Raw genomic sequence first — 19,951 nt, 5'->3', positions numbered from 1 at the left:
TTAAGTTTTTCTTAAGTATCCAACTCTATTCTGGGCAACCATAAACATCAGGAGATGATTTATGGAAGCAACGACCCTACAAAATTTGATCCAACCAAATGTCCAACATTGGCAGCAACGTTTGTTGTTTCCACATAAATCACTGTCATTAATTGATAGCCAATCCGGTGAAAAACCCGCGGTTCAAGACTTTATCAGTAAGCGGTTTAATGACGCTTTTGGCGCTGAAATTCAGCATTTCCTGCCATATTTTCTTGCCAGTGAGATGGATGGCTTGATTGATTCGGCCATTGGATTTCAACCGGTTCAGCCGCAACCACTGTTTCTTGAACAATACCTTTCACATCCTATTGAACACTCCTTGAAAGCACATGGGATCCACATTAGCCGTTCCGAATTAGTAGAAATAGGGAATCTGGCTGCCAGTTTTAATAGTGGTAGCCCTTTACTGTTTATCTTGCTGGCAGCGGTATTGCATCAAGCCAATTATCAATGGGTGGTTTTTACGGCCACCCGGCAAGTCAGACATCTCATTGGCAAATTACAGCTTTCTACCATCAGCTTAGGAATTGCTGATCCACAACGGCTTTTAGATAAAAGCCAGGAGTGGGGAAGTTATTATCAGCATCAACCCATAGTTTTGGCTGGTCACTTAGCCACTGCCATCGCACATCTGCGTCAGCATCAAGTCATACAATCTTTATTTGATATTTATCAGGACTTTATCGACCAAACAGCCAGGATGATTAAGCGATGAATCAGACCCTTTTATTATCTCTGGAGAAACTGGCTGCTGAACAGCCCGATAAAATAAGCGTTAGCGATGACGTACAGCAACTGACACGCCAGCAGTTGATACAACACGTTGAAACTGTTGCTCATGAATTGATGGAGTATCAACACCAAGTCATTGGTTTATTCGCTGATAATAGTGTGCAATGGTTAATCATGGATCTGGCTGCTCAGCGTGCGGAGGTCGTTCTATTACCATTGCCATTATTTTTCACCCCTGAACAGCTCCAACATGCTTTAAAAAGCTCCGGCGCTGTCGGTCTTATTCATGATCGACCTCTGACTTTAGAAGCCAACTTTTTAGCTGAAAGTTACTTGCTGAGCAGTTTGTCGATGCACTTTACTGTTTGTCGACAGTTAACAGATATCACTCTTCCTGCAGGCACAGCTAAGATCACCTTTACCTCGGGATCGACTGCTGATCCAAAAGGGGTATGTCTTAGTAACCACAACCAGTATCAGGTCAGCCAAAGTATATTAACCGTTTTGCAAATGCAAAATGTACGGCATCTGGCCTTATTGCCATTAAGCACATTGCTGGAAAACATTGCCGGGCTTTACACACCCCTATTAAGTGGTGGTGAGGTGATATTACTGAGCATGCAGCAAACCGGCTTTACCGGCAGCCTTGCAGGCAATTTACAGCCATTACTGAACACACTTTCACATTATCAACCTGAAAGTTTGATCCTGGTACCGGAATTATTATCAGCTTTAGTTATGGCTGCAGAAAAAGGCTGGCAACCTCCGCAGTCTTTACGATTTATTGCTGTCGGTGGCAGCCGGGTAGCCAGCGAACTGATTGAACGGGCTCGCCGCTATGGACTGCCTGTTTATGAAGGATATGGTTTATCGGAATGCAGTTCCGTGGTCAGCCTGAATACGCCAAATCATGACAAACCGGGAACCGCAGGCAAGCTATTGCCACATGTCGACATCCAGATGGAAGCGGGTGAAATCAACGTAACTGGTAATAGTTTTCTAGGGTATATCGGCAAAGAAACTCCCCCCGAGAATACTGTTGCAACAGGAGATATGGGCTATCTGGATCCAGATGGTTTTTTAGTCATTCAGGGACGTAAAAAGCAGCTACTGATTTCAAGTTATGGCCGGAATATCAACCCCGAATGGGTTGAAAGTGAGGTGCTGGCGAACCCTGAAATTTTCCAATGCATTCTGTTTGGTGATGCAAAACCGTTTTGCAGTGCCTTTATCTACAGTGGGTTAAGTGATGCCTTGGTGGAAAACTGGCTCTCACAAGTCAATCAAAAGCTGCCGAGTTATGCCCAAATCATCAAATGGCGACGTCTGGAATCTCCATTAACGGTGAAAGAAGGGTTATTAACCACTAATGGTCGTCCCAGACGCGATCGTATTTTTACGTTATTTCAAAATGAATTAGAAGCCATCTATCAGGAGTCACAGTATGGGATTTTTTGACACACTCAGTCATGACACAGAAATTGACAGACAACATTTATTGTCTGCCCCGATAATCAACCAGACAATGCGGGGAGAGGTGACGCTAGATCTCTATATCGCTTTTCTGTCACAGGCCTATCACCATGTAAAACATACTGTCCCCTTAATGATGGCGGTTGGATCGCAATTGCCAGAGCAATACGAGTGGTTAAGGGAGGCGGTTGCGGAATATATCGAGGAAGAGTTGGGGCATCAGGAGTGGATTCTGAATGATATCGCCGCCTGCGGTCACGATAAAGAGTCGGTACGAAACAGTCGTCCAAACCCTGCCACTGAACTGATGGTGGCCTATGCATACGATACGGTTTTTCGCGTCAATCCACTGGGATTTTTTGGCATGGTTCATGTTCTGGAGGGTACCAGTATTGCGACTGCGGATAACGCCGCGACAGCGATTCAAAATGCGTTGTTTTTACCTGACAAAGCATTTAGTTATCTGCGCTCACATGGTGCGTTGGATCAGGACCATGTGAAATTTTTTGAGGGTTTAATGAACCGCATAGATGATCCTTTGGCACAGCAACAGATAATCCACAGTAGCAAAATGTTTTATCGCTTGTATGGCGATATTTTTCGGAGTCTCACAGTATGACTACTCTGATGAACTCACCGCCCATTACTGTAGTGCTAACGGGTGCAACTGGTGGTCTTGGATCCGCATTGGCAAAAGTGTTGTCTGCACAAGGATTCTTATTAGTATTGTGTGGACGAAATCATAACCAACTGGAACAGCTAAATCGCACATTAGGTGGACAACACCATTATGTCGTCAGTGATTTAACCACCAGTGAGGGGCGTCAGGCAGTGCTTTCGTATTGCCAACAGTTCCCGAGAGGTATTGATGCATTAATTAATAATGCCGCCAGTAATTATTTCGGTCCGCTCAAACAGATGAATGAAACCAGTGTTGAGAAGATGATCCTTACCAACTTAATGGTACCGATCGAATTAACGCGATTATTACTACCGATACTGGCAAAAGCCGATAAAGCACAGATCATCAATATCGGCTCGGCATTCAGCCGCCTTGGATTTCCTGGGTTTAGTGTTTATAGCGCCTGCAAGTTTGGTCTACGTGGCTTTACCGAAGCGATGCGACGTGAATTGGCGGATACCAGAATTTCGGTGCGTTTGTTTGCACCTCGCACTATTACTACGGCAATGAACAATGACAACGTAACAGCGATGAATAAAGCACTGAGAAATCATAGTGATAGTGTAGAAACAGTCGCAAATCAATTTATCGATTTTTTTCAACAGTCTCATCGTAGTGAGCAGTTTTTAGGCTGGCCAGAAAGATTTTTTGGTTGGCTTAATTCAATTAATAGTCGATGGATAGACCAAGGTCTCGCCAAAAAACTCCCCGTAATTCAGCGTTATTGGACAGGAGCAACCAAATGAAAAAAATATATGTGACTTTTTACAGCTTAGTATTTGGGATTTTTAGTTTATCGGCCCAGGCAATCTCACCAGAAGCATTGCCGTTACAATCCGCCTGGGAACATGCCAATTATGAGTTAGCTGACAAACAACAGATTGAAGCTTTTGAAGTATTAACATCCAAAGCGGATGAGATAAAAAAAGACTCACCCAAGCAACCGGATGTATTAATCTGGCGGGGAATTATCTATGCCAGTTATGCCGGTATTAAAGGCGGCCTGACTGCTTTATCCATGGCCAAAACAGCCAAAGCTGATTTGGAAAAAGCCATTGAAATTGATGAACAGGCATTGAATGGTTCGGCCTATACTACGTTAGGGACTTTGTACTATAAAGTGCCTGGTTGGCCACTAGGTTTCGGGGATAAGGGGACAGCAGAAAAGTTACTAAAAAATGCATTGAGATTAAATCCGCAAGGCATTGATAGTAATTACTTTTATGCGTTGTTTTTAATGGATAAAAAACAATATAAACAAGCTGAGTCTTATCTGTTATTTGCTAAAAAAGCGGCTCCCAGAGCAGATAGACCACTGGCAGATAAAGGCCGTTTAATGGAAATAGACAAGGCGTTGGCTGAAGTGAACAAACAGATGAATGACCAAACCGATGCAAATACTGCTAATTGAAGACGATCTGTCATTGGCGCAGGGACTTATGCGTTCGCTGCGCCATGATCGATTTACCGTTAATCATTTAAGCTTGGGCCGTCAGGCGATTAACAGTATTAAAACCGCTGCGCCTGATATCGTGATCCTCGATCTGGGCTTACCGGACATGGATGGCACAGCCGTGTTGGCAGAGATCCGTAAGGTGAATGCAAGCTTACCGATATTGGTATTAACGGCTCGAGGCAGCATCAATGATCGTGTCATTGGCTTGGATGCTGGTGCTGATGATTATCTGGCCAAACCATTTGATATCGACGAACTGCTGGCCAGGTTAAGAGTATTCGAACGGCGTCTAAGCAGTCAGCAACATACCGCATTACAGATTGGTCCCGTCAGTCTTGATAACAAAACCATGCAGTTAACAGTCGATGATGTTTTAGTTGAGTTACCACGTCGCGAATTTATGTTGCTGAAAATTCTGATGGAGAATGTTGGACGGGTGCAAACTCGAGACAGCCTTGAATCCAAGCTTTACAGTTGGGGAGAAGAGGTGGCAAGTAATGCTGTAGAGGTACATGTGCATCATTTACGCAAAAAACTTCCGGAAGGGTTTATCAAAACCATTCGCGGTGTGGGCTATCAAATCAGTAATCAATGAAATCTATCCGACTGTATTTATTGCTGATATTGGTCGCCACGTTGATATTGGTGATGTTTGTGTCCCTGCTGAAAGGCTACCAGTCCAGTATTGAAACCGCAAAAGGCTTATTTGATGAGCGGTTGGTTAATACCGCTGAATTAATTGCATCAGCCCATGTTGCTCAAACCACTTCTGATTCAGCTCAAAGACCCACCAGTGATTATCTGTTTTTTCAAATATGGGATGCCCAAGGACAACTGCTAACGCGTTCCGATACAGCACCCCATATCGCACTGAGCCGTTTTGAAAAAGGCTTTTATGATGTCAACTTTAATGGCTTTCGCTGGCATAACTATGTTTATCCCGATCCCCAATTCAAACGTTGGATTGTTGTTGGTGAGCGTAGTGATGTTCGCAGCTCTATGGCGGAGGATATTGTTTTAGCAACAATTCTGCCGGCATTTTTTGGCATCGTCATCGCCGCTATTTTAATCTGGTGGCTTATCGGAACGGGTTTAAAACCGTTAAAAAATCTTTCCATACAACTCGCCAGTAAACAGGCTGATGATTTGAGGCCGATTGAACTGGCTGACTTGCCAAGTGAAATGAACCAATTGGTCAAAATTATCAACCAGCTGTTCTGGCGACTTGATCAGACTTTTCAACGGGAGCAACGATTTGCTGCTGATGCGGCACATGAATTACGAACCCCCATCAGTGCCTTACAGGTTCATTTACATAATCTGCGACAAACCTATGGTGACAACTCTGAGGATTGGCAGATTATGCAAGCAGCGGTTAATCGAATGGGTCACCTGGTTAACCAAATCCTGATGCTGTATCGCACGGCACCTGAGCAAATTGCCGCAAAAGCCGAATCAATCGATCTGTATAAATTAGCCAGTGATGTGATTGCCCGTGATTATCAACAATTTGAAAGTCGCCAGCAACATATTGAATTAATTGGCAAATCCTCAACAATATATGGGCATTTCTTTGCATTGGAAACGCTATTACAAAATTTACTCAACAATGCCAGCAAATATGCACCGACAAAGGGGCACATTGTTATGCATGTTCATCCGACTGAAAAAGGGGTGCGATTAACCGTAGAGGATGATGGGCCGGGTATTCCACCAGATCAATATGAACGTATTTTTGACCGGTTTTATCGTTACCAGAATGAAAACAGTGATCTGCAATTACCGGGATGTGGCCTGGGACTTGCCATTGTTCGACATATTATTGAAATGCATCATGCTGATATCAAACTCAGCAATTCAACTTTTGAAAGTGGCCTGAAAGTTGTGATCGATTTTCCTGCCGCGTTGAGAAAATGATGAAATATTTATTCACATTCACTTCTATATTATTGATTTCTTTTAATAGTTATGCAGCACCACCTACATTTGAAATCATCATTAAGGATCACTTGTTTTATCCTGATGAACTTGTTATTCCAGCCAATACCAAGGTGAAGTTATTAGTCAAAAATCAGGATGTCACACCCGAAGAATTTGAAAGCTATGAACTCAACCGCGAAAAAGTGATTCCTGGAAAGACTCAGGCGATTATTTTTGTCGGGCCTTTAGCGCCTGGTGTTTATCCATTTTTTGGCGAGTTTTTTCCTAAAACAGCTCAAGGCAAAATTATTGTCAAAGATGGTGGGGAATAACCATGCTACTGAATAGCGTTATTCTGGTGTTACGTGAAGTACTCGAAGCCGCGATGGTGGTCAGCCTGTTCATGGCTTTTACCACGGTAAGTCAACAGTCACGCTACTTTCTGCTGAAAGCGATTTTGCTGGGATTAATGGCGGGTGGCGCGTATGCGTATTTTTTACCGGAAATCTCAAATTGGTTGGAAGGTATCGGTCAGGAAATTACCAATACGATCATTCACGTCGGTATATATCTGCTTCTAACCAGCTTTTTATGGCTAATTTCGAGCAATATTGTATTACCCAATCGACTGGTCAAAGCGGTGATGATGGCGGCGATTATTTTGGCAATCAGCCGTGAAAGTGCCGAAATCATGTTATATATTTCCGGGTTTCGTAGCGACCATTTTTTGATGCAGTCTGTGTTATCAGGCAGTCTCATTGGTTTAGGCATTGGGGTCAGCTGCGGTATTTTTTTATACCACTTGATGATTGCCCTGAAGCCAGCGGCTGCGACCAAATTTATCTGTGTTCTGGTGGTGATTGTCGGCGGCAGCATGATGTCTCAGGCCACCCAGTTTCTCATCCAGGCCGACTGGTTAGCTTCAACAAAACCTGTCTGGGACAGTTCTCATATTATCAGTGAACACTCGTTACCCGGTCAGTTGCTATATGCCTTGATGGCGTATGAAGCGACGCCGACATGGAGCCAGATAGTGGTTTATCTGAGTAGTCTGGCATTGATGATAGTGGTCATTGTTTCTGCACGCTTTACACAGGGCCAACCTAAATATGATTAATCTTCGTCGATCTGTTTTATTGCTAGGCTGCCTCTTGCCAATGTTAGGTCATGCAGATGGTAATCCGGTCGATAAAGTCTATGCACCTTATGTGCAGCCATTGGAACGAGAAATTGAATGGCGAATGACAGACGCTGATGGGCGACAGGTTCAACGATTGGGATTGGGCAGAAGTCTCACCGATCGGTTGTTTATCGAAGGTTATTTAATCGGCGAAGATAATCAAAATAATGACTTTCGCTTGCAGGCATTTGAGGTTGAAGCACTTTGGCAACTGACCGAACAAGGTGAATACGGCATTGATTGGGGACTGATAACCGAACTCGAACGACAACGTGATGATGAAAACTGGGAAGCAGCGGCAGGATTGATTGCCCTGAAAGAGTGGGGCAGATGGGTGGCTACCAGCAATTTCTGGCTGAAATACGAGTGGGGTGAAACCCAGGAAAGCGAATTTGAAACGGCTTTATCATTACAAACCCGTTATCGACTTTCTCGCTATTTTGAACCGGCCATTGAGTTTTATGCCGGTGAAGATACCCGGGCACTTGGGCCTGTGTTTCTTGGGGATATCAGTCTTTCAGCCGGCAAAAAACTACATTGGGAAGTAGGCGTACTCACTGGATTATCTTCCAAAACCGCCGATACCAACTGGCGAGCCTTGCTGGAATATGAATTTTAGACATTATTTCACTTGTGAAATACAGTCTTCATAGGTCTGATTCTTAAACGTATCTATGGCTTGTTGTTTACCTTCATTGGTTTCCGCTACCGGTTGCTGATAGGCGCTGAGCAGCAAACCACGTGTCACATTACCCATAGCGTTTTCCATTGCTTCATGGATCGGCGTATTCATTTGACGAAACAACATGTATGAACCGGCCTTACTAGCCCATTCATCACATAATTCATTTTCGACCGGCGTTTCAGCGTAAGTCGTGAATGAAATAAGCGACATTATGCCCATCAGTAGTGCGGGGTTTATTTTTTTCATGGTGCATCCTGTTTTACATTACAGGATGCTTTTACGCCTGTGCAGATGAAGATTGCGTCAAGATTGTTTATTACAACTGGAAAGTGGAGAGCGATAATTCGCTCTCCATGCAATTGTCAGATATCACTATGTGAACCATAAACCTCGTATGGCTGTTACCCAAGCTAATGGAAACTGGAGTGAATCGACCCGATCGCTGAAAACCGATCGGGCCAATTTGGTCAGGATGGCAAAACGCCTGGGCGTTTCAATTAAAAAAGGTTGTAAATCATTAACCAAGTTATGCACTTAATGAAGCCATATCAATGACAAAACGATAACGCACATCAGATTTTTCCATACGGTCAAATGCTTCATTTATCTCGTCCATTTTGATCATTTCGCATTCTGGCAAGATATTCATACGTCCACAGAAATCCAGCATTTCCTGCGTTTCAGCAATCCCGCCAATTAATGAACCAGCAATACGGCGGCGGCCAAAAATCATGGGCGCAGTATTCGGCCCTTCAACCGGACCGATCTGCCCAACCAAAACTAGCGTGGCATCATTATCTAGCAATGGAATGTAGGGATTAAGATCATGATTCACTGGAACGGTATCAATAATTAAATCAAAGCTCGATCCTGCGCCTTCCATTGCCGTCTCGTCTTTAGAGACCAGAAAAGCATGGGCACCAAGGTCTTTGGCATCTTGTTCTTTCTTCGGAGATGTACTGATAACTGTCACATGAGCACCTAAACCCACCGCCAGTTTAATGGCCATATGACCCAAACCGCCCATACCGACAACACCTACACGGCTACCCGGACCGACGTTCCATTCTCTGAGTGGAGAATACGTTGTAATTCCTGCACAAAGGAGTGGGGCGGCAAGTGCCAGATCAAGATTTTCCGGGATACGTAATAAAAACTCTTCACGAACTACCATATGTTTGGAATAACCACCATGGGTTATATCACCGGTAATTCTATCGGGAGAGCCATAGGTCAAGGTAAACCCATTACGGCAGTATTGCTCATGGTCATTGTGGCACTCATCACAGTTCTGACAGCTATCCACCATACAACCGACAGCCACATTTTCACCTGGTTTGAATTTGGTCACCGCAGATCCAACTTCAATTACCCGACCGACAATTTCATGACCCGGTACCACGGGATAGGTCGAGCTTCCCCAATCATTTCTCGCCATATGCAAATCAGAATGGCATACACCGCAATAGAGAATTTCTAACGCTATATCGTTTTCACGAAGTTCACGACGCTCAAAGCTTAAGGGTACTAATGATGATTCAGACGATTTTGCCGCATAGCCGATGGTTTTCATGGAAGACTCCTGATTAATGAGAAGAGGTAGTAATTCAGAATATTACCTAAACGAATTTTTATGATTGTTACAACCGAGAATACAGCCGTGTCGATTAACTGATTATTAAATTCGAAATAATACGTTACTCGATGTCTGGGCAAGACACGCATGTGTTGAGCCTAACAGAATAAAACTCTTGTCTCTATCAGGTAAGTTTTTATTCTCAACATGTAAATTTTATAGAGCTTATCTAATTTTGTTTTATAAACAGAAACTTTTCTGCTTTAAAGCCACATATCTCCTTGGCAATTAACATTTCTTTTTTTGGCACAGCCATTGCTCAGCAAGCAATAACCGGAAATAACTAATGACGAAGCTGATTTCTAAAATTGCCAGGCATGTCAAAGGTAAGTAAGTGTTGTTTTATTCATTCCTAAAGTCATTGATTGAGTCAGTTTTATTTATATTTGAGGAAATAATTTATGACTGAAATTTTTGATGCAGAAGATATTGTAAAAAAACTAAATGAGCTTATAGAACTTGAATACGACGCGGTTGCGGCCTATCAAGCAGCTATAGATAGGCTTGAAGATAAAAACTATCAAAGCCAATTAAACATCTTCATGCAAGATCATGAAAATCATATTGCCGCTCTAAGTCAATTGGTGAGCCAGGAAGGGGGAGCACCTGCGGATAAAGGCGATATGAAAGTTATTCTGACAAAAGGTAAAATCGTCATTGCTGACTTAGCTGGTGATGAAGCGATATTAAAAGCCATGTTAATGAATGAAGAAGTCACTAACAAAAACTATGAAAAGGAAGTTACAAAAGCATATCCCGAACCCATTCAAAGTATTTTGCAAGACCATCTGGCTGATGAACGTCGCCATAAAGAATGGATTGAAGTTGCTTTATTAGAATGATTAAATTGATGCTGGAAATTTAATGTTTTCAGCATTTTTTTTGTAAGAAATGTACCAGCAAACCTTAAACGATTGTCAAATGGAGAAGGTAAATGGTCGATTCTGCTGAAGGTTATAACTATTCCATCGTAAAATATTTTATGGTGATGGCCTGCATTTATCTTGTATTAGGAACGGGCGTCGGGGTTTTTATCGCTTCTCAACTCGCCTGGCCTAATTTAAATTTCGATATTCCTTATATTACCTTTGGCCGTTTGCGATCAGTACATACCAACACGGTGTTGTATGGTTTTGCTGGAACGGTTTTAGTCGCCACGGCTTTTTATGTGGTGCAACGCACCAGTCACGTAAGATTATGGAGTGATAAATTAGCCTGGTTTACTTTCTGGGGCTGGAATATTTATATGCTCGGCATCTTTATTACCTTGCCACTTGGCTTGACCCAAGGTAAGGAATATCACGAAGCTGAATGGCCAATGGACATCTTGCTGGCTGCGGTTTGGATCGCTTTTTTAATTAACTTTACGATGACCTTAGCCATTCGGAAAGTGAGCCATATTTACGTCGCCAACTGGTTCTACCTATCCCTGTTAATCATGTTCACTTATTTACATGTGGTCAATAGCCTGGCGATCCCAGTGGCAATGTGGAAATCGTATTCGATATTCGCCGGAGTTCAGGATGCAATGGTTCAATGGTGGTGGGGGCATAACGCAGTAGGATTTTTCCTCACAGCTGGCTTTTTAGGCATCATGTATTATTTTGTTCCCAAGCAAGCAGATCGCCCCATCTATTCCTATCGACTTTCGATAATTCACTTTTGGGCATTGGTATTTGGCTATGTTTGGCTCGGTGCACATCATCTGCAATACACCGCATTACCTGACTGGACTGGTTCCTTAGGCGCAGCCATTTCACTGGCCATGATCATTCCTTCATGGGGTGGGGCAATAAATGGCATGTTCACTTTAAGTGGGGCCTGGAACAAACTGCGTACGGATTATATTTTGCGTTTTTTGATTGTTTCTCTGGCGTTTTATGCGATGTCGACTTTTGAGGGTCCAGTAATGGCGTCCAAAACCGTGAACGCATTATCACATTACACAGATTGGACCATCGGACACGTACATTCGGGCGCACTAGGCTGGGTAGCGATGATATCCATCGGGGCGATTTATCATATGACTGAACGGATGTGGAACACCAGAATGTTTTCAGTGACATTGGTGAATATACATTTTTGGATGGCCACCATCGGCACGGCCATTTATATCACGGCTATGTGGATTGCCGGCATCATGCAAGGCTTGATGTGGCGTGCTTATGATGATTATGGAAATCTTTCCTACACTTTCGTTGAATCCGTCGCCCAAATGCATCCTTATTATGTCATGCGTGCTTTTGGTGGCTTTGTGTTCTTTTGTGGAGGGGTATTAATGCTGTTTAATGTCATTAGAACTATCCGTCAGGCGACTAAGCAGACCAGCGATTTATCATCACCCATATCGCAACAAACGAGTTAGTAGACGCACTTAACAATAAACCATTTCAAACTTAATTCGCTATCCTTTAGGAGTGAAAAATGGTTCAAATTCTCACCACAATTTTTGCTATCAATAGTGAAATGATGTCACCACTGGACTGGTACGGAACTCTCATCACCGTTATCTCTTTTATGTTGATTTGTGCAGCGTATTACTGGGTATTTCGTCCAGAAAATAAAGCTAGGCTTGAAGCTCACCGACATCATTTGTTAAACCATGACAGAGATGAACCTCTATAGATAATTGTTTAAATCGAGACAGGGCAGTAAGTGGGGGGAAATTGATGCAAAAATCAGATATGTAAAAAAGTTTATTTTTTATGATCATCTTTAGTTACTAAAAACTCCAACCCAGCACCTATATCTTCCTCACCACACGCAGCCATATCGTCCGGGCTGCCAGCCTGGGCTTCTTTATGCGTCAATATCAAATCTCGCCGTTCTTTAAGACTTTCTACTTGAGAAAAATCAAGGTTGTCATACTCTGTAGTCTCAACTTTAGGTGTATCACTCATAGTTTTTTACTTTGTAAGATAATTAAGTTTGTGACCATGGCTAATCAAAAAATACTTGGTCGATAGTTTTCTTGATGAAGGCCCTCCTAGAGTAAAAGCATGTCTTGTGCCAATTTATTATTAGCGAGTTAACCGGCACTCATCATTTAAATATTGAAGTCTTAGTTAACATGAAAACATGCAGATTTATCTATCATATAAAACTCATCGATTTTATGTGGCCCATAAGGAATTTCTACTTGATTCCTTTTAAGTTTAAGTCCGGTACTTGACTTCAAAGACGACTGGTCGTATTTTAACGGCATGGCAAATCTAAAAGAACTTAAAAGAGAACAAATCCTTAATCAGGGTATCCAACTGATGATGATGCACGGCTATCACGGCACAGGGGTAAAGCTACTGCTGGATACGGTGAATGTGCCCAAAGGTTCTTTTTATAGTTATTTTGACAGCAAAGAGAATTTTACGGCAGAAGCGATCGCGCATTATATCGAGCCGTTTATAACTCGCTTACAGTCTTACCTGAATAATTCTGAGCTTGATGGCTTAGCCGCGATCAAAGCTTATTTCGATTCATTAACCCAAGATTTGGAACACTCCGATTTCAAAGGTGGCTGTTTACTGGGCGATTTGATGGGAGAGATCGGAGGGGTTAGTGATGTCTGTCGTCAGGCGTTGAAAACCGCAATTAACCAATATTGCACATTGTTGGAGCAAGGACTGTTATCAGCTCAGCAACAAGGAATAGTACGTACTGATATTTCTGCTACGACCATGGCAATGTTGCTTTTTGATGCCTGGCAGGGAGCATTGCTACATATGAAAGTTGAACAATCCATCATTCCATTGCAGCGGTTTTCAGCAGAACTTTTGGATCACTACATCATTAATTAACAACACAAAGCCAAAAGGCTTTTTTTTAGCCAAAAATTAAAGACGACCGGTCGTTTATTAAAAAAGGAGATCAATAATGAAAAAGTTTGTAATAGAAAGAGAGATTGCTGGAGCAGGTAACTTGACTCAAGCAGAATTTGACCAGATTACTGAGACATCATGTTGCGTGTTAAAAGATATGGGCCCACGTATCGAATGGGTTGAGAGCTATGTAACCGACGATAAAATCTATTGTGTTTATCATGCACCCGATGCCGATACGATTAGAGAACATGCGGAAAAAGGTGGTTTTCCCGCTAATAGTATCTCTGAAGTCAAACAAATCTTGAAGCCAACGTTTTAATACGCTCACATTTATTAAAACGGCTGACAACGAAGGAGGGTGACGATGCCTTACCTAACTAAAAATTCTGTCAAATTCTTAATGAAATACTGCTTATTGATACTAAGTATGATGGCTCAAATATCACATGCTGATAATAGTTATGTGGTGAATGAAGTGTCCGAGGGTATTTTTTTCCATGAAGGCGTACATGAAGATGCCACTGAAGCAAATCAGGGCAAAATTGCCAATGTTGGTTTTATTATAGGTAATGATTGCATTGCAGTAATCGACACGGGTGGCAGTTATCTCGAAGGAAAATCATTACTTGAAGCAATCAGCAAACACAGTGATTTACCGATTTGCTATGTCATCAACACCCATGTTCATCCTGATCATATTCTAGGCAATGCGGCATTTAAATCACCTCAAACTACTTTTATTGGCAGTGCCAAATTACCCGCCGCAATGGCTGCAAGGGGCAGCTTCTATGAAACCAGGTTCAAAGAAATCCTGGGCGAGGCATACGGCGATGCAAAGTTTATTGCACCCACTCAATTAGTCATTGTCGGCGCGCCTCAGATTATTGATTTAGGGGAGCGAAAACTGACACTTATTGCTTTCCCCACAGCCCATACCGACAACGATTTGGTCATTCTCGACAACAATACCAAAACCATGTGGACCGGTGATTTGCTTTTTGTAGAGCGTATTCCAGCATTGGATGGAAGTATTAACGGTTGGCTGGACGCAATAGAAGAATTGAAAGGAATGGATATCGACACTGTCATTCCAGGTCACGGTCCGGTTCTCCAACAAGACTGGAAAGCAGCGTTAGAACACGAAAAGGATTACTTCATCCTGATTCGTCAACAAGTTCGCGAGATTATCAATGAGATGGGCACCATCAACCAGGCAACTGAAAATGTTGGCGTGAGCGAAAAAGATAAATGGCAGATGTTTGAGGAATATCACAAACGCAATGTCACGTCTGCGTTTACTGAGTTGGAATGGGAATAAGGGGAATGCACATGTTTAACAAAATCTTACGTCACTTACTTTTGGCAGCATCTGTTACTTTTCTGCTCTTAAATGCAGCTCATGCTGACACAAAAAAAGAACCGATGTGGCCCGTTCTTAAAGAGATATATTTTGAGAACAAAACCATCTTAACTGATGCCGATGACTGGTTGATTTTGGAGGCACCATCGCGTGCAGAAGATGCTGCGATTGTGCCGTTGACGCTTAAATCACTCAAACCTCAGACAGCAGAAAGTTATATTAAAAACATCCACATCATAATTGATGATAATCCAGAGCCTTATTCCGCCAATTTTCATCTTAATCCAGCTATGGAAAAGGTGGACTTGACGTTTCGCATGCGCTTTCAGCAATACTCTAATGTCCGAGCGATTGTTGAAATGAATGACGGATCATTACACATGGTATCGCGTTTTGTGAAAGCATCAGGTGGCTGTAGTGCACCAGTACAAAAAGATCCAGAAGCGGTTAAATCACGTCTGGGTAAAATGCAAATCAGAATGCGTAAGCCCGAAATAGGTCATGATATTCCAGCCCAGGTTATGATCAGCCATCCAAACTACAATGGCTTACAGTTCGACCAAGAAACCAGACGTTATATTCCTGCTCATTATGTAAAGACCATGGATGTAACTTATGCTGACCAACCATTATTCAGTGTCGATATGGGTATTTCGTTCAGTGAAGATCCCAGTGTGCATTTTACATTCAAACCAACTAAATCAGGTGTTTTGGAAGCGACAGTTATTGATAGTAAAGATACGCATTACACGGCAGATAAAACTATCTGAATCAATATTGATCGTTTTGTTTTCATGGGTTACTGCTAAGGTCTGTTTATTTGAATAACGCTCCGTCATCAATTTAAATGGCAGGCAAAATAAATAACCTGCTCTAAAATCGTTTTAATTACAGGAAATCATAGTGCTGATTGGCAACTCCATATATTTAGATTATCAAGCTACAACTCCTTTGGAACCAGAAGTTCGTGAAGCCATGGCGATTTATAGTGAAGATTTGTTTGCCAATCCTCATTCAGCACATTTTCTTGGACGCCAATCTGCAAAAGCAGCTGAGATGGCCAGAACCAAAGTGGAATCAGCAATCGGAGCCTCAACCGAAGAAGTCATCTTTACTTCAGGTGCAACAGAGGCTAACAACCAGGCGATTGCAACGGTCCTGTTTGCCAATACCACCCAGCGTAAAACCATTTTGATCAGTGCAATTGAGCATAAATGTATTAAAAACGCAGCGTATTTTTTTGCTCATAAACTCGGCTATCAGGTCAGCGAAATTCCGGTGGATTCGACCGGGTTAGTGGATATTGATGCTTATCAATCAATGCTTAACAAACAGGTCTTGTTCGTTTCCATTATGGCGGTCAATAATGAAATTGGTGTGGTTCAGCCAGTGCTGAAACTTGCCGAATTAGCTCACGAAGTTGGTGCAATCTTTCATTGTGACGCTGCACAAGCTCCTGAAGCGATTGATATTGATGTCAAACAATGGAATGTCGATATGTTGAGTTTATCGGCACATAAGGTATACGGACCGAAAGGCATTGGGGCGCTTTATATCAAGAATTCACTGCAAGCGTCGCTGCCACCGTTTATCCATGGTGGCGGCCAGCAATTTGGTCTACGTTCTGGCACCCTGCCAACAGGATTATCAGTGGGTTTTGCCAAAGCTATGGAGTTATGCAGGGAAGGGGCAGTGCACAATAGAACCTGGCTGGCTGCCATGAAGCAACGTTTTCTGAAAGGTCTCAAACAAAAAAATATTGATTTCAATATTAATGGCACAGCGGATAACTCACATCCGGGGTGTCTGAATATCAGGTTTGCAAATGTTAACGCCACAAACTTATTAGCAGCGATGCAACCTGAAATTTGTGCTTCCACAGGATCAGCCTGTAATAGTGAATATCCACAAGCATCTCATGTTTTATCGGCGATAGGTTTGACAGAAGTAGAAGCGATGTCTTCACTCAGATTCAGTTTCGGCCGTTACACCGATGCCGCACAAATTGACCGTGCCGTAGAAATTATTTATCAACAACTTGTAAAAGTGTAAAAAAAGGCTTTGATGAAGCATTCACAAAATCAGACTTAACTTTATAGATAAGTTTGTAGTGAATATATTTAAAGCTAAAATCTGATCGTAGTTATTCCCAGTTAAAGAGTTATCTTCAACCTGATCGACTGCTCATCTTCCAATATGTTCAAGCTTGTCAGCCGGGGTTCAATCGGGGAGAATCAGGCCCCTGAATTTTACAATTATAAAAAGTCATAAAATGGTCACCGGTGAACTGAAAAGCCAAGTCGATAAAATATGGGAAACATTCTGGACAGGGGGCGTCAGTAATCCACTGACCGTTATCGAACAATTCACCTATCTGCTGTTTTTACGCAGGTTGGATGAAACCCAGCAGCTGGAAGAGAAAAAAGCCAATATGATTGGTGGCCAGGTCAAAGCGCCGTTATATCAACCGCAACATCAACTATTTCGCTGGCACAACTTCAAAGATCGTGACCCTCAATCGATGTTTGCGTTGTTTACCCAACCTCAACTGGAAGCCGACAACCTCACGGTGTTTGAGCATATGAAACAAGTGGGCAATCAGGCCGGTGTGTTCGCCCAGTATATGAAAGGCGCGACCTTTATGATCCCGACGCCGAAGTTGCTGGATCAGGTTGTGCAGATGATCGATAAAATCCAGATGGAGGATCGCGATACCAAAGGCGATTTATACGAATATCTGCTTTCCAAAATTGCTTCTGCCGGCACCAACGGTCAATTCCGCACACCGCGTCATATCATCAAAATGATGGTAGAAATGATGCAACCCAATCGCGAAGACACCATTTGCGATCCGGCCTGTGGTACCGCGGGATTTCTGGTGGCTTCGGGTGAATATATTTATCAGCATCATCCCGACTGGCTGCATGATCAAACTTTCCGTGATCACTTCAACAGCGGTATGTTTACCGGCATCGAGTTTGATAGCACCATGCTGCGCATTGCAGCGATGAACCTGCAATTGCACGCCGTTGATAAACCCAATCTGATTGGTCTGGATGCCTTAGGTGAAAGCAACGCCAGTAGTCGTGAACAATTCAGCCTGATTCTGGCCAACCCACCGTTTAAAGGTTCTTTGGATTACGACGGTGTGGAAAGCTCACTGCTGAAAACAGTGAAAACCAAAAAAACCGAATTGCTGTTTATCGCCTTGATTTTACGCATGCTCAAAGTCGGTGGCCGCAGTGCAGTGATTATTCCTGATGGCGTGTTATTTGGTTCATCCAATGCCCATAAACAACTGCGTCAAACCCTGGTGGAAAAACAACGCCTCGAAGCTATTATTTCCATGCCCAGCGGCGTATTTAAACCTTATGCCGGGGTCAGTACTGCCGTGGTGATTTTCACCAAAACCAATAATGGCGGCACTGATAATGTCTGGTTTTACGATATGCAAGCCGATGGCTATTCGCTCGACGATAAACGCAGCCCGATTAAAAACGATGATATCCCCGATATCATCCAACGCTTTAAAAACCTCGACAAAGAAGTTCACCGAAAACGCACCGAAAAAAGCTTTATGGTGCCCTTCGATGAAATCAAACAAAACGACTGGGATTTAAGCATCAACCGCTATAAAGAAGTGGTGTATGAACAGATGGAATATGATTCACCAGCAAAAATCATTGCTGAAATAGAGCAACTGGATAAAGAGCGTAGCCAAGCCTTGCAGATGTTGAAGGAGTTGCTGGGGTGAATAATGTTTATATTGGTGATGTATTTGAATTTGTTCGCAATGGCGCATCAATCAAGCAGAGCGAAAACGCTTCGGGTATACCTGTTACTCGAATAGAGACGATATGGAATTCAACTATTGATTCTGAACGGTTTGGTTATGCAAATATTATTGATGCTTCTGAGTATGAAAACTATCTTCTAAAAGATGGGGACATACTTATGTCTCATATTAACAGCCCTAAACACCTGGGTAAGTGTGCTTGCTATCAAAATAAACCCGATAAATTAATTCATGCTATGAATTTGTTAAACCTCAGGCCTAATAGTGATTTTATATCTTCAAAATTTATTTACTATTTTTTTAACACGCCTAAGTTTAAGGGAATGATTAACAAAATCAGTAACCAGTCTGTAAATCAGGCAAGTTTTTCTGCCGGAAATCTAAAGAAACTTCAAATCCCACTCCCACCATTGGCAGAGCAAAAGCAGGTTGCCACGATTTTGGATGCAGCGGATAGCCTCAGACAAAAAGACCAGCAACTGGTTGAGCATTACACCGCGCTCAGCCAATCCCTGTTTTTGGAAATGTTTGGTGATCCAGTCATTAACCCACTCAACTGGAATACAAAATTACTTGATGAAATAACAGATTTCATTACTAGTGGTTCAAGAGGTTGGGCTAAATACTATTCAGATACTGGTGATTTATTTCTAAGAATACAGAATGTTGGTAAAAATCGACTATCACTTGATGAGATTGCTTATGTTAAGGCTCCAAATACTACTGAGGCTAAACGAACTACTGTGAAGGCTGGAGATATTCTCTTATCAATAACAGCTGATTTAGGTAGAACAGCGGTAATCCCTGTGGGTCTTCCAAAAGCACATATTAACCAACATCTCGCAATTATTAGGCTCAAAAGTGGCTTTGTGCCTTTTTATGTTAGCGAATATATCTCGTCAATTGGCGGTAGAAGGCAGTTAAACCAGTCAAATAAAGGTGGTGTTAAAGCTGGACTCAATTTTAATGATATAAAAGCATTAAAAATACCTATACCTCCTTTAGAACTCCAAAACCAATTTGATGACCGCATTGCATTAATCGAACAACAAAAACAACAAGCCCAAATCAATCTGCAAAAGTCCGAAGCTTTATTTAACAGCTTGTTACAGCGCGCTTTTACTGGCGAATTAACGGCAGATAAGGCAGCATAGCGTCATGGACCAATAGC

General features: G+C 42.5%; 23 protein-coding genes. 20 read left to right on the top strand and 3 right to left on the bottom strand.

Going from position 1 to position 19,951, the window contains the following annotated elements; all coding sequences use genetic code 11:
• Positions 1-61 precede the first annotated feature (61 nt).
• The 10 genes from ACN0V2_RS03620 to ACN0V2_RS03575 are packed head-to-tail and all read left to right on the top strand — an operon-like array spanning position 62 to position 8,104.
• Positions 62-757, top strand: coding sequence for a thermostable hemolysin (locus tag ACN0V2_RS03620; protein WP_417549427.1), 696 nt, complete (start codon positions 62-64; stop codon positions 755-757).
• Positions 754-2,232: an AMP-binding protein gene (locus ACN0V2_RS03615; RefSeq protein WP_417549426.1), complete on the top strand. Its 1,479-nt coding sequence runs from the start codon at positions 754-756 to the stop codon at positions 2,230-2,232. The genes ACN0V2_RS03620 and ACN0V2_RS03615 overlap by 4 nt, the downstream gene beginning before the upstream one ends.
• A complete protein-coding gene (locus tag ACN0V2_RS03610) occupies positions 2,219-2,866 on the top strand; it encodes a TenA family transcriptional regulator (protein ID WP_417549425.1) in 648 nt (215 codons plus the stop codon). Before ACN0V2_RS03615 ends, ACN0V2_RS03610 begins: the two co-directional genes overlap by 14 nt.
• Positions 2,863-3,675 (top strand): SDR family oxidoreductase, encoded by an 813-nt coding sequence (locus ACN0V2_RS03605; protein ID WP_417549424.1) that lies wholly within the window; start codon positions 2,863-2,865, stop codon positions 3,673-3,675. The genes ACN0V2_RS03610 and ACN0V2_RS03605 overlap by 4 nt, the downstream gene beginning before the upstream one ends.
• Complete coding sequence (locus ACN0V2_RS03600) at positions 3,672-4,340, top strand: hypothetical protein (RefSeq protein ID WP_417549423.1); 669 nt, start codon at positions 3,672-3,674, stop codon at positions 4,338-4,340. The genes ACN0V2_RS03605 and ACN0V2_RS03600 overlap by 4 nt, the downstream gene beginning before the upstream one ends.
• Entirely contained in the window at positions 4,321-4,980 is a 660-nt protein-coding gene (locus ACN0V2_RS03595) for a response regulator (RefSeq protein ID WP_417549422.1), read from the top strand. The genes ACN0V2_RS03600 and ACN0V2_RS03595 overlap by 20 nt, the downstream gene beginning before the upstream one ends.
• The gene (locus ACN0V2_RS03590; protein ID WP_417549421.1) at positions 4,977-6,302 is read left to right on the top strand and encodes an ATP-binding protein; all 1,326 of its coding nucleotides are present in this window, start codon (positions 4,977-4,979) and stop codon (positions 6,300-6,302) included. The genes ACN0V2_RS03595 and ACN0V2_RS03590 overlap by 4 nt, the downstream gene beginning before the upstream one ends.
• Positions 6,299-6,637 carry a cupredoxin domain-containing protein gene (locus tag ACN0V2_RS03585; RefSeq protein WP_417549420.1) on the top strand — a complete coding sequence of 113 codons (339 nt, stop codon included), beginning with the start codon at positions 6,299-6,301 and terminating at the stop codon, positions 6,635-6,637. The genes ACN0V2_RS03590 and ACN0V2_RS03585 overlap by 4 nt, the downstream gene beginning before the upstream one ends.
• 2 nt (positions 6,638-6,639) lie before the next feature.
• Positions 6,640-7,422 carry an FTR1 family protein gene (locus ACN0V2_RS03580; protein WP_417549419.1) on the top strand — a complete coding sequence of 261 codons (783 nt, stop codon included), beginning with the start codon at positions 6,640-6,642 and terminating at the stop codon, positions 7,420-7,422.
• Between the two features lie 40 nt (positions 7,423-7,462).
• On the top strand, positions 7,463-8,104 hold the full coding sequence (locus ACN0V2_RS03575; protein WP_417549418.1) for a hypothetical protein: 642 nt from the start codon (positions 7,463-7,465) through the stop codon (positions 8,102-8,104).
• 3 nt (positions 8,105-8,107) lie between these two features.
• Here the strand turns inward: ACN0V2_RS03575 and ACN0V2_RS03570 are convergent, their stop codons facing one another.
• The gene (locus ACN0V2_RS03570) at positions 8,108-8,416 is read right to left on the bottom strand and encodes a hypothetical protein (RefSeq protein WP_417549417.1); all 309 of its coding nucleotides are present in this window, start codon (positions 8,414-8,416) and stop codon (positions 8,108-8,110) included.
• A 280-nt stretch (positions 8,417-8,696) separates the two neighbouring features.
• Positions 8,697-9,743, bottom strand: a complete 1,047-nt coding sequence (locus ACN0V2_RS03565; RefSeq protein WP_417549416.1) for an NAD(P)-dependent alcohol dehydrogenase — start codon at positions 9,741-9,743, stop codon at positions 8,697-8,699.
• A gap of 464 nt (positions 9,744-10,207) precedes the next feature.
• Here ACN0V2_RS03565 and ACN0V2_RS03560 point away from each other — a divergent pair, with 464 nt between their 5' ends.
• From ACN0V2_RS03560 to ACN0V2_RS03550, 3 genes are all read left to right on the top strand, one after another.
• Complete coding sequence (locus tag ACN0V2_RS03560; protein ID WP_417549415.1) at positions 10,208-10,648, top strand: DUF2383 domain-containing protein; 441 nt, start codon at positions 10,208-10,210, stop codon at positions 10,646-10,648.
• 92 nt (positions 10,649-10,740) lie between these two features.
• Entirely contained in the window at positions 10,741-12,171 is a 1,431-nt protein-coding gene (ccoN, locus tag ACN0V2_RS03555; RefSeq protein ID WP_417549414.1) for a cytochrome-c oxidase, cbb3-type subunit I, read from the top strand.
• Positions 12,172-12,230: 59 nt separating this feature from the next.
• Entirely contained in the window at positions 12,231-12,431 is a 201-nt protein-coding gene (locus ACN0V2_RS03550) for a cbb3-type cytochrome c oxidase subunit 3 (RefSeq protein ID WP_417549413.1), read from the top strand.
• A gap of 71 nt (positions 12,432-12,502) precedes the next feature.
• Here the strand turns inward: ACN0V2_RS03550 and ACN0V2_RS03545 are convergent, their stop codons facing one another.
• A complete protein-coding gene (locus tag ACN0V2_RS03545; RefSeq protein ID WP_417549412.1) occupies positions 12,503-12,706 on the bottom strand; it encodes a hypothetical protein in 204 nt (67 codons plus the stop codon).
• Positions 12,707-13,009: 303 nt separating this feature from the next.
• Between ACN0V2_RS03545 and ACN0V2_RS03540 the strand changes: the two genes are divergently transcribed.
• From ACN0V2_RS03540 to ACN0V2_RS03510, 7 genes are all read left to right on the top strand, one after another.
• Positions 13,010-13,600: a TetR family transcriptional regulator C-terminal domain-containing protein gene (locus ACN0V2_RS03540; RefSeq protein ID WP_417549411.1), complete on the top strand. Its 591-nt coding sequence runs from the start codon at positions 13,010-13,012 to the stop codon at positions 13,598-13,600.
• 76 nt (positions 13,601-13,676) lie between these two features.
• Complete coding sequence (locus tag ACN0V2_RS03535) at positions 13,677-13,943, top strand: DUF4242 domain-containing protein (RefSeq protein ID WP_417549410.1); 267 nt, start codon at positions 13,677-13,679, stop codon at positions 13,941-13,943.
• A gap of 108 nt (positions 13,944-14,051) precedes the next feature.
• Positions 14,052-14,942: a quinoprotein relay system zinc metallohydrolase 2 gene (locus tag ACN0V2_RS03530; protein WP_417549409.1), complete on the top strand. Its 891-nt coding sequence runs from the start codon at positions 14,052-14,054 to the stop codon at positions 14,940-14,942.
• Between the two features lie 11 nt (positions 14,943-14,953).
• Positions 14,954-15,754, top strand: a complete 801-nt coding sequence (locus ACN0V2_RS03525) for a quinoprotein dehydrogenase-associated SoxYZ-like carrier (RefSeq protein WP_417549408.1) — start codon at positions 14,954-14,956, stop codon at positions 15,752-15,754.
• A 133-nt stretch (positions 15,755-15,887) separates the two neighbouring features.
• Positions 15,888-17,036, top strand: coding sequence for a cysteine desulfurase family protein (locus tag ACN0V2_RS03520; RefSeq protein ID WP_417549407.1), 1,149 nt, complete (start codon positions 15,888-15,890; stop codon positions 17,034-17,036).
• Positions 17,037-17,256: 220 nt separating this feature from the next.
• A complete protein-coding gene (locus ACN0V2_RS03515) occupies positions 17,257-18,738 on the top strand; it encodes a type I restriction-modification system subunit M (protein WP_417549405.1) in 1,482 nt (493 codons plus the stop codon).
• Positions 18,735-19,934: a restriction endonuclease subunit S gene (locus tag ACN0V2_RS03510; protein ID WP_417549403.1), complete on the top strand. Its 1,200-nt coding sequence runs from the start codon at positions 18,735-18,737 to the stop codon at positions 19,932-19,934. The genes ACN0V2_RS03515 and ACN0V2_RS03510 overlap by 4 nt, the downstream gene beginning before the upstream one ends.
• Positions 19,935-19,951: the final 17 nt, after the last annotated feature.

Origin of the sequence: Methylophaga sp. (assembly GCF_048266885.1) — a bacterium.
Lineage (GTDB): Bacteria > Pseudomonadota > Gammaproteobacteria > Nitrosococcales > Methylophagaceae > Methylophaga.
The sequence above is the reverse complement of the archived record's forward strand: the minus strand, read 5'-3'. Positions and strand labels throughout refer to the sequence as shown.

What these genes read in the sequence shown, in the direction of transcription:
- ACN0V2_RS03620 (WP_417549427.1), top strand. Translation starts at nt 62, where the DNA reads ATGGAAGCAACGACCCTACAAAATTTGATCCAACCAAATGTCCAACAT.
- ACN0V2_RS03615 (WP_417549426.1), top strand. Translation starts at nt 754, where the DNA reads ATGAATCAGACCCTTTTATTATCTCTGGAGAAACTGGCTGCTGAACAG.
- ACN0V2_RS03610 (WP_417549425.1), top strand. Translation starts at nt 2,219, where the DNA reads ATGGGATTTTTTGACACACTCAGTCATGACACAGAAATTGACAGACAA.
- ACN0V2_RS03605 (WP_417549424.1), top strand. Translation starts at nt 2,863, where the DNA reads ATGACTACTCTGATGAACTCACCGCCCATTACTGTAGTGCTAACGGGT.
- ACN0V2_RS03600 (WP_417549423.1), top strand. Translation starts at nt 3,672, where the DNA reads ATGAAAAAAATATATGTGACTTTTTACAGCTTAGTATTTGGGATTTTT.
- ACN0V2_RS03595 (WP_417549422.1), top strand. Translation starts at nt 4,321, where the DNA reads ATGCAAATACTGCTAATTGAAGACGATCTGTCATTGGCGCAGGGACTT.
- ACN0V2_RS03590 (WP_417549421.1), top strand. Translation starts at nt 4,977, where the DNA reads ATGAAATCTATCCGACTGTATTTATTGCTGATATTGGTCGCCACGTTG.
- ACN0V2_RS03585 (WP_417549420.1), top strand. Translation starts at nt 6,299, where the DNA reads ATGATGAAATATTTATTCACATTCACTTCTATATTATTGATTTCTTTT.
- ACN0V2_RS03580 (WP_417549419.1), top strand. Translation starts at nt 6,640, where the DNA reads ATGCTACTGAATAGCGTTATTCTGGTGTTACGTGAAGTACTCGAAGCC.
- ACN0V2_RS03575 (WP_417549418.1), top strand. Translation starts at nt 7,463, where the DNA reads ATGTTAGGTCATGCAGATGGTAATCCGGTCGATAAAGTCTATGCACCT.
- ACN0V2_RS03570 (WP_417549417.1), bottom strand. Translation starts at nt 8,416, where the DNA reads ATGAAAAAAATAAACCCCGCACTACTGATGGGCATAATGTCGCTTATT.
- ACN0V2_RS03565 (WP_417549416.1), bottom strand. Translation starts at nt 9,743, where the DNA reads ATGAAAACCATCGGCTATGCGGCAAAATCGTCTGAATCATCATTAGTA.
- ACN0V2_RS03560 (WP_417549415.1), top strand. Translation starts at nt 10,208, where the DNA reads ATGACTGAAATTTTTGATGCAGAAGATATTGTAAAAAAACTAAATGAG.
- ccoN (WP_417549414.1), top strand. Translation starts at nt 10,741, where the DNA reads ATGGTCGATTCTGCTGAAGGTTATAACTATTCCATCGTAAAATATTTT.
- ACN0V2_RS03550 (WP_417549413.1), top strand. Translation starts at nt 12,231, where the DNA reads ATGGTTCAAATTCTCACCACAATTTTTGCTATCAATAGTGAAATGATG.
- ACN0V2_RS03545 (WP_417549412.1), bottom strand. Translation starts at nt 12,706, where the DNA reads ATGAGTGATACACCTAAAGTTGAGACTACAGAGTATGACAACCTTGAT.
- ACN0V2_RS03540 (WP_417549411.1), top strand. Translation starts at nt 13,010, where the DNA reads ATGGCAAATCTAAAAGAACTTAAAAGAGAACAAATCCTTAATCAGGGT.
- ACN0V2_RS03535 (WP_417549410.1), top strand. Translation starts at nt 13,677, where the DNA reads ATGAAAAAGTTTGTAATAGAAAGAGAGATTGCTGGAGCAGGTAACTTG.
- ACN0V2_RS03530 (WP_417549409.1), top strand. Translation starts at nt 14,052, where the DNA reads ATGATGGCTCAAATATCACATGCTGATAATAGTTATGTGGTGAATGAA.
- ACN0V2_RS03525 (WP_417549408.1), top strand. Translation starts at nt 14,954, where the DNA reads ATGTTTAACAAAATCTTACGTCACTTACTTTTGGCAGCATCTGTTACT.
- ACN0V2_RS03515 (WP_417549405.1), top strand. Translation starts at nt 17,257, where the DNA reads ATGGTCACCGGTGAACTGAAAAGCCAAGTCGATAAAATATGGGAAACA.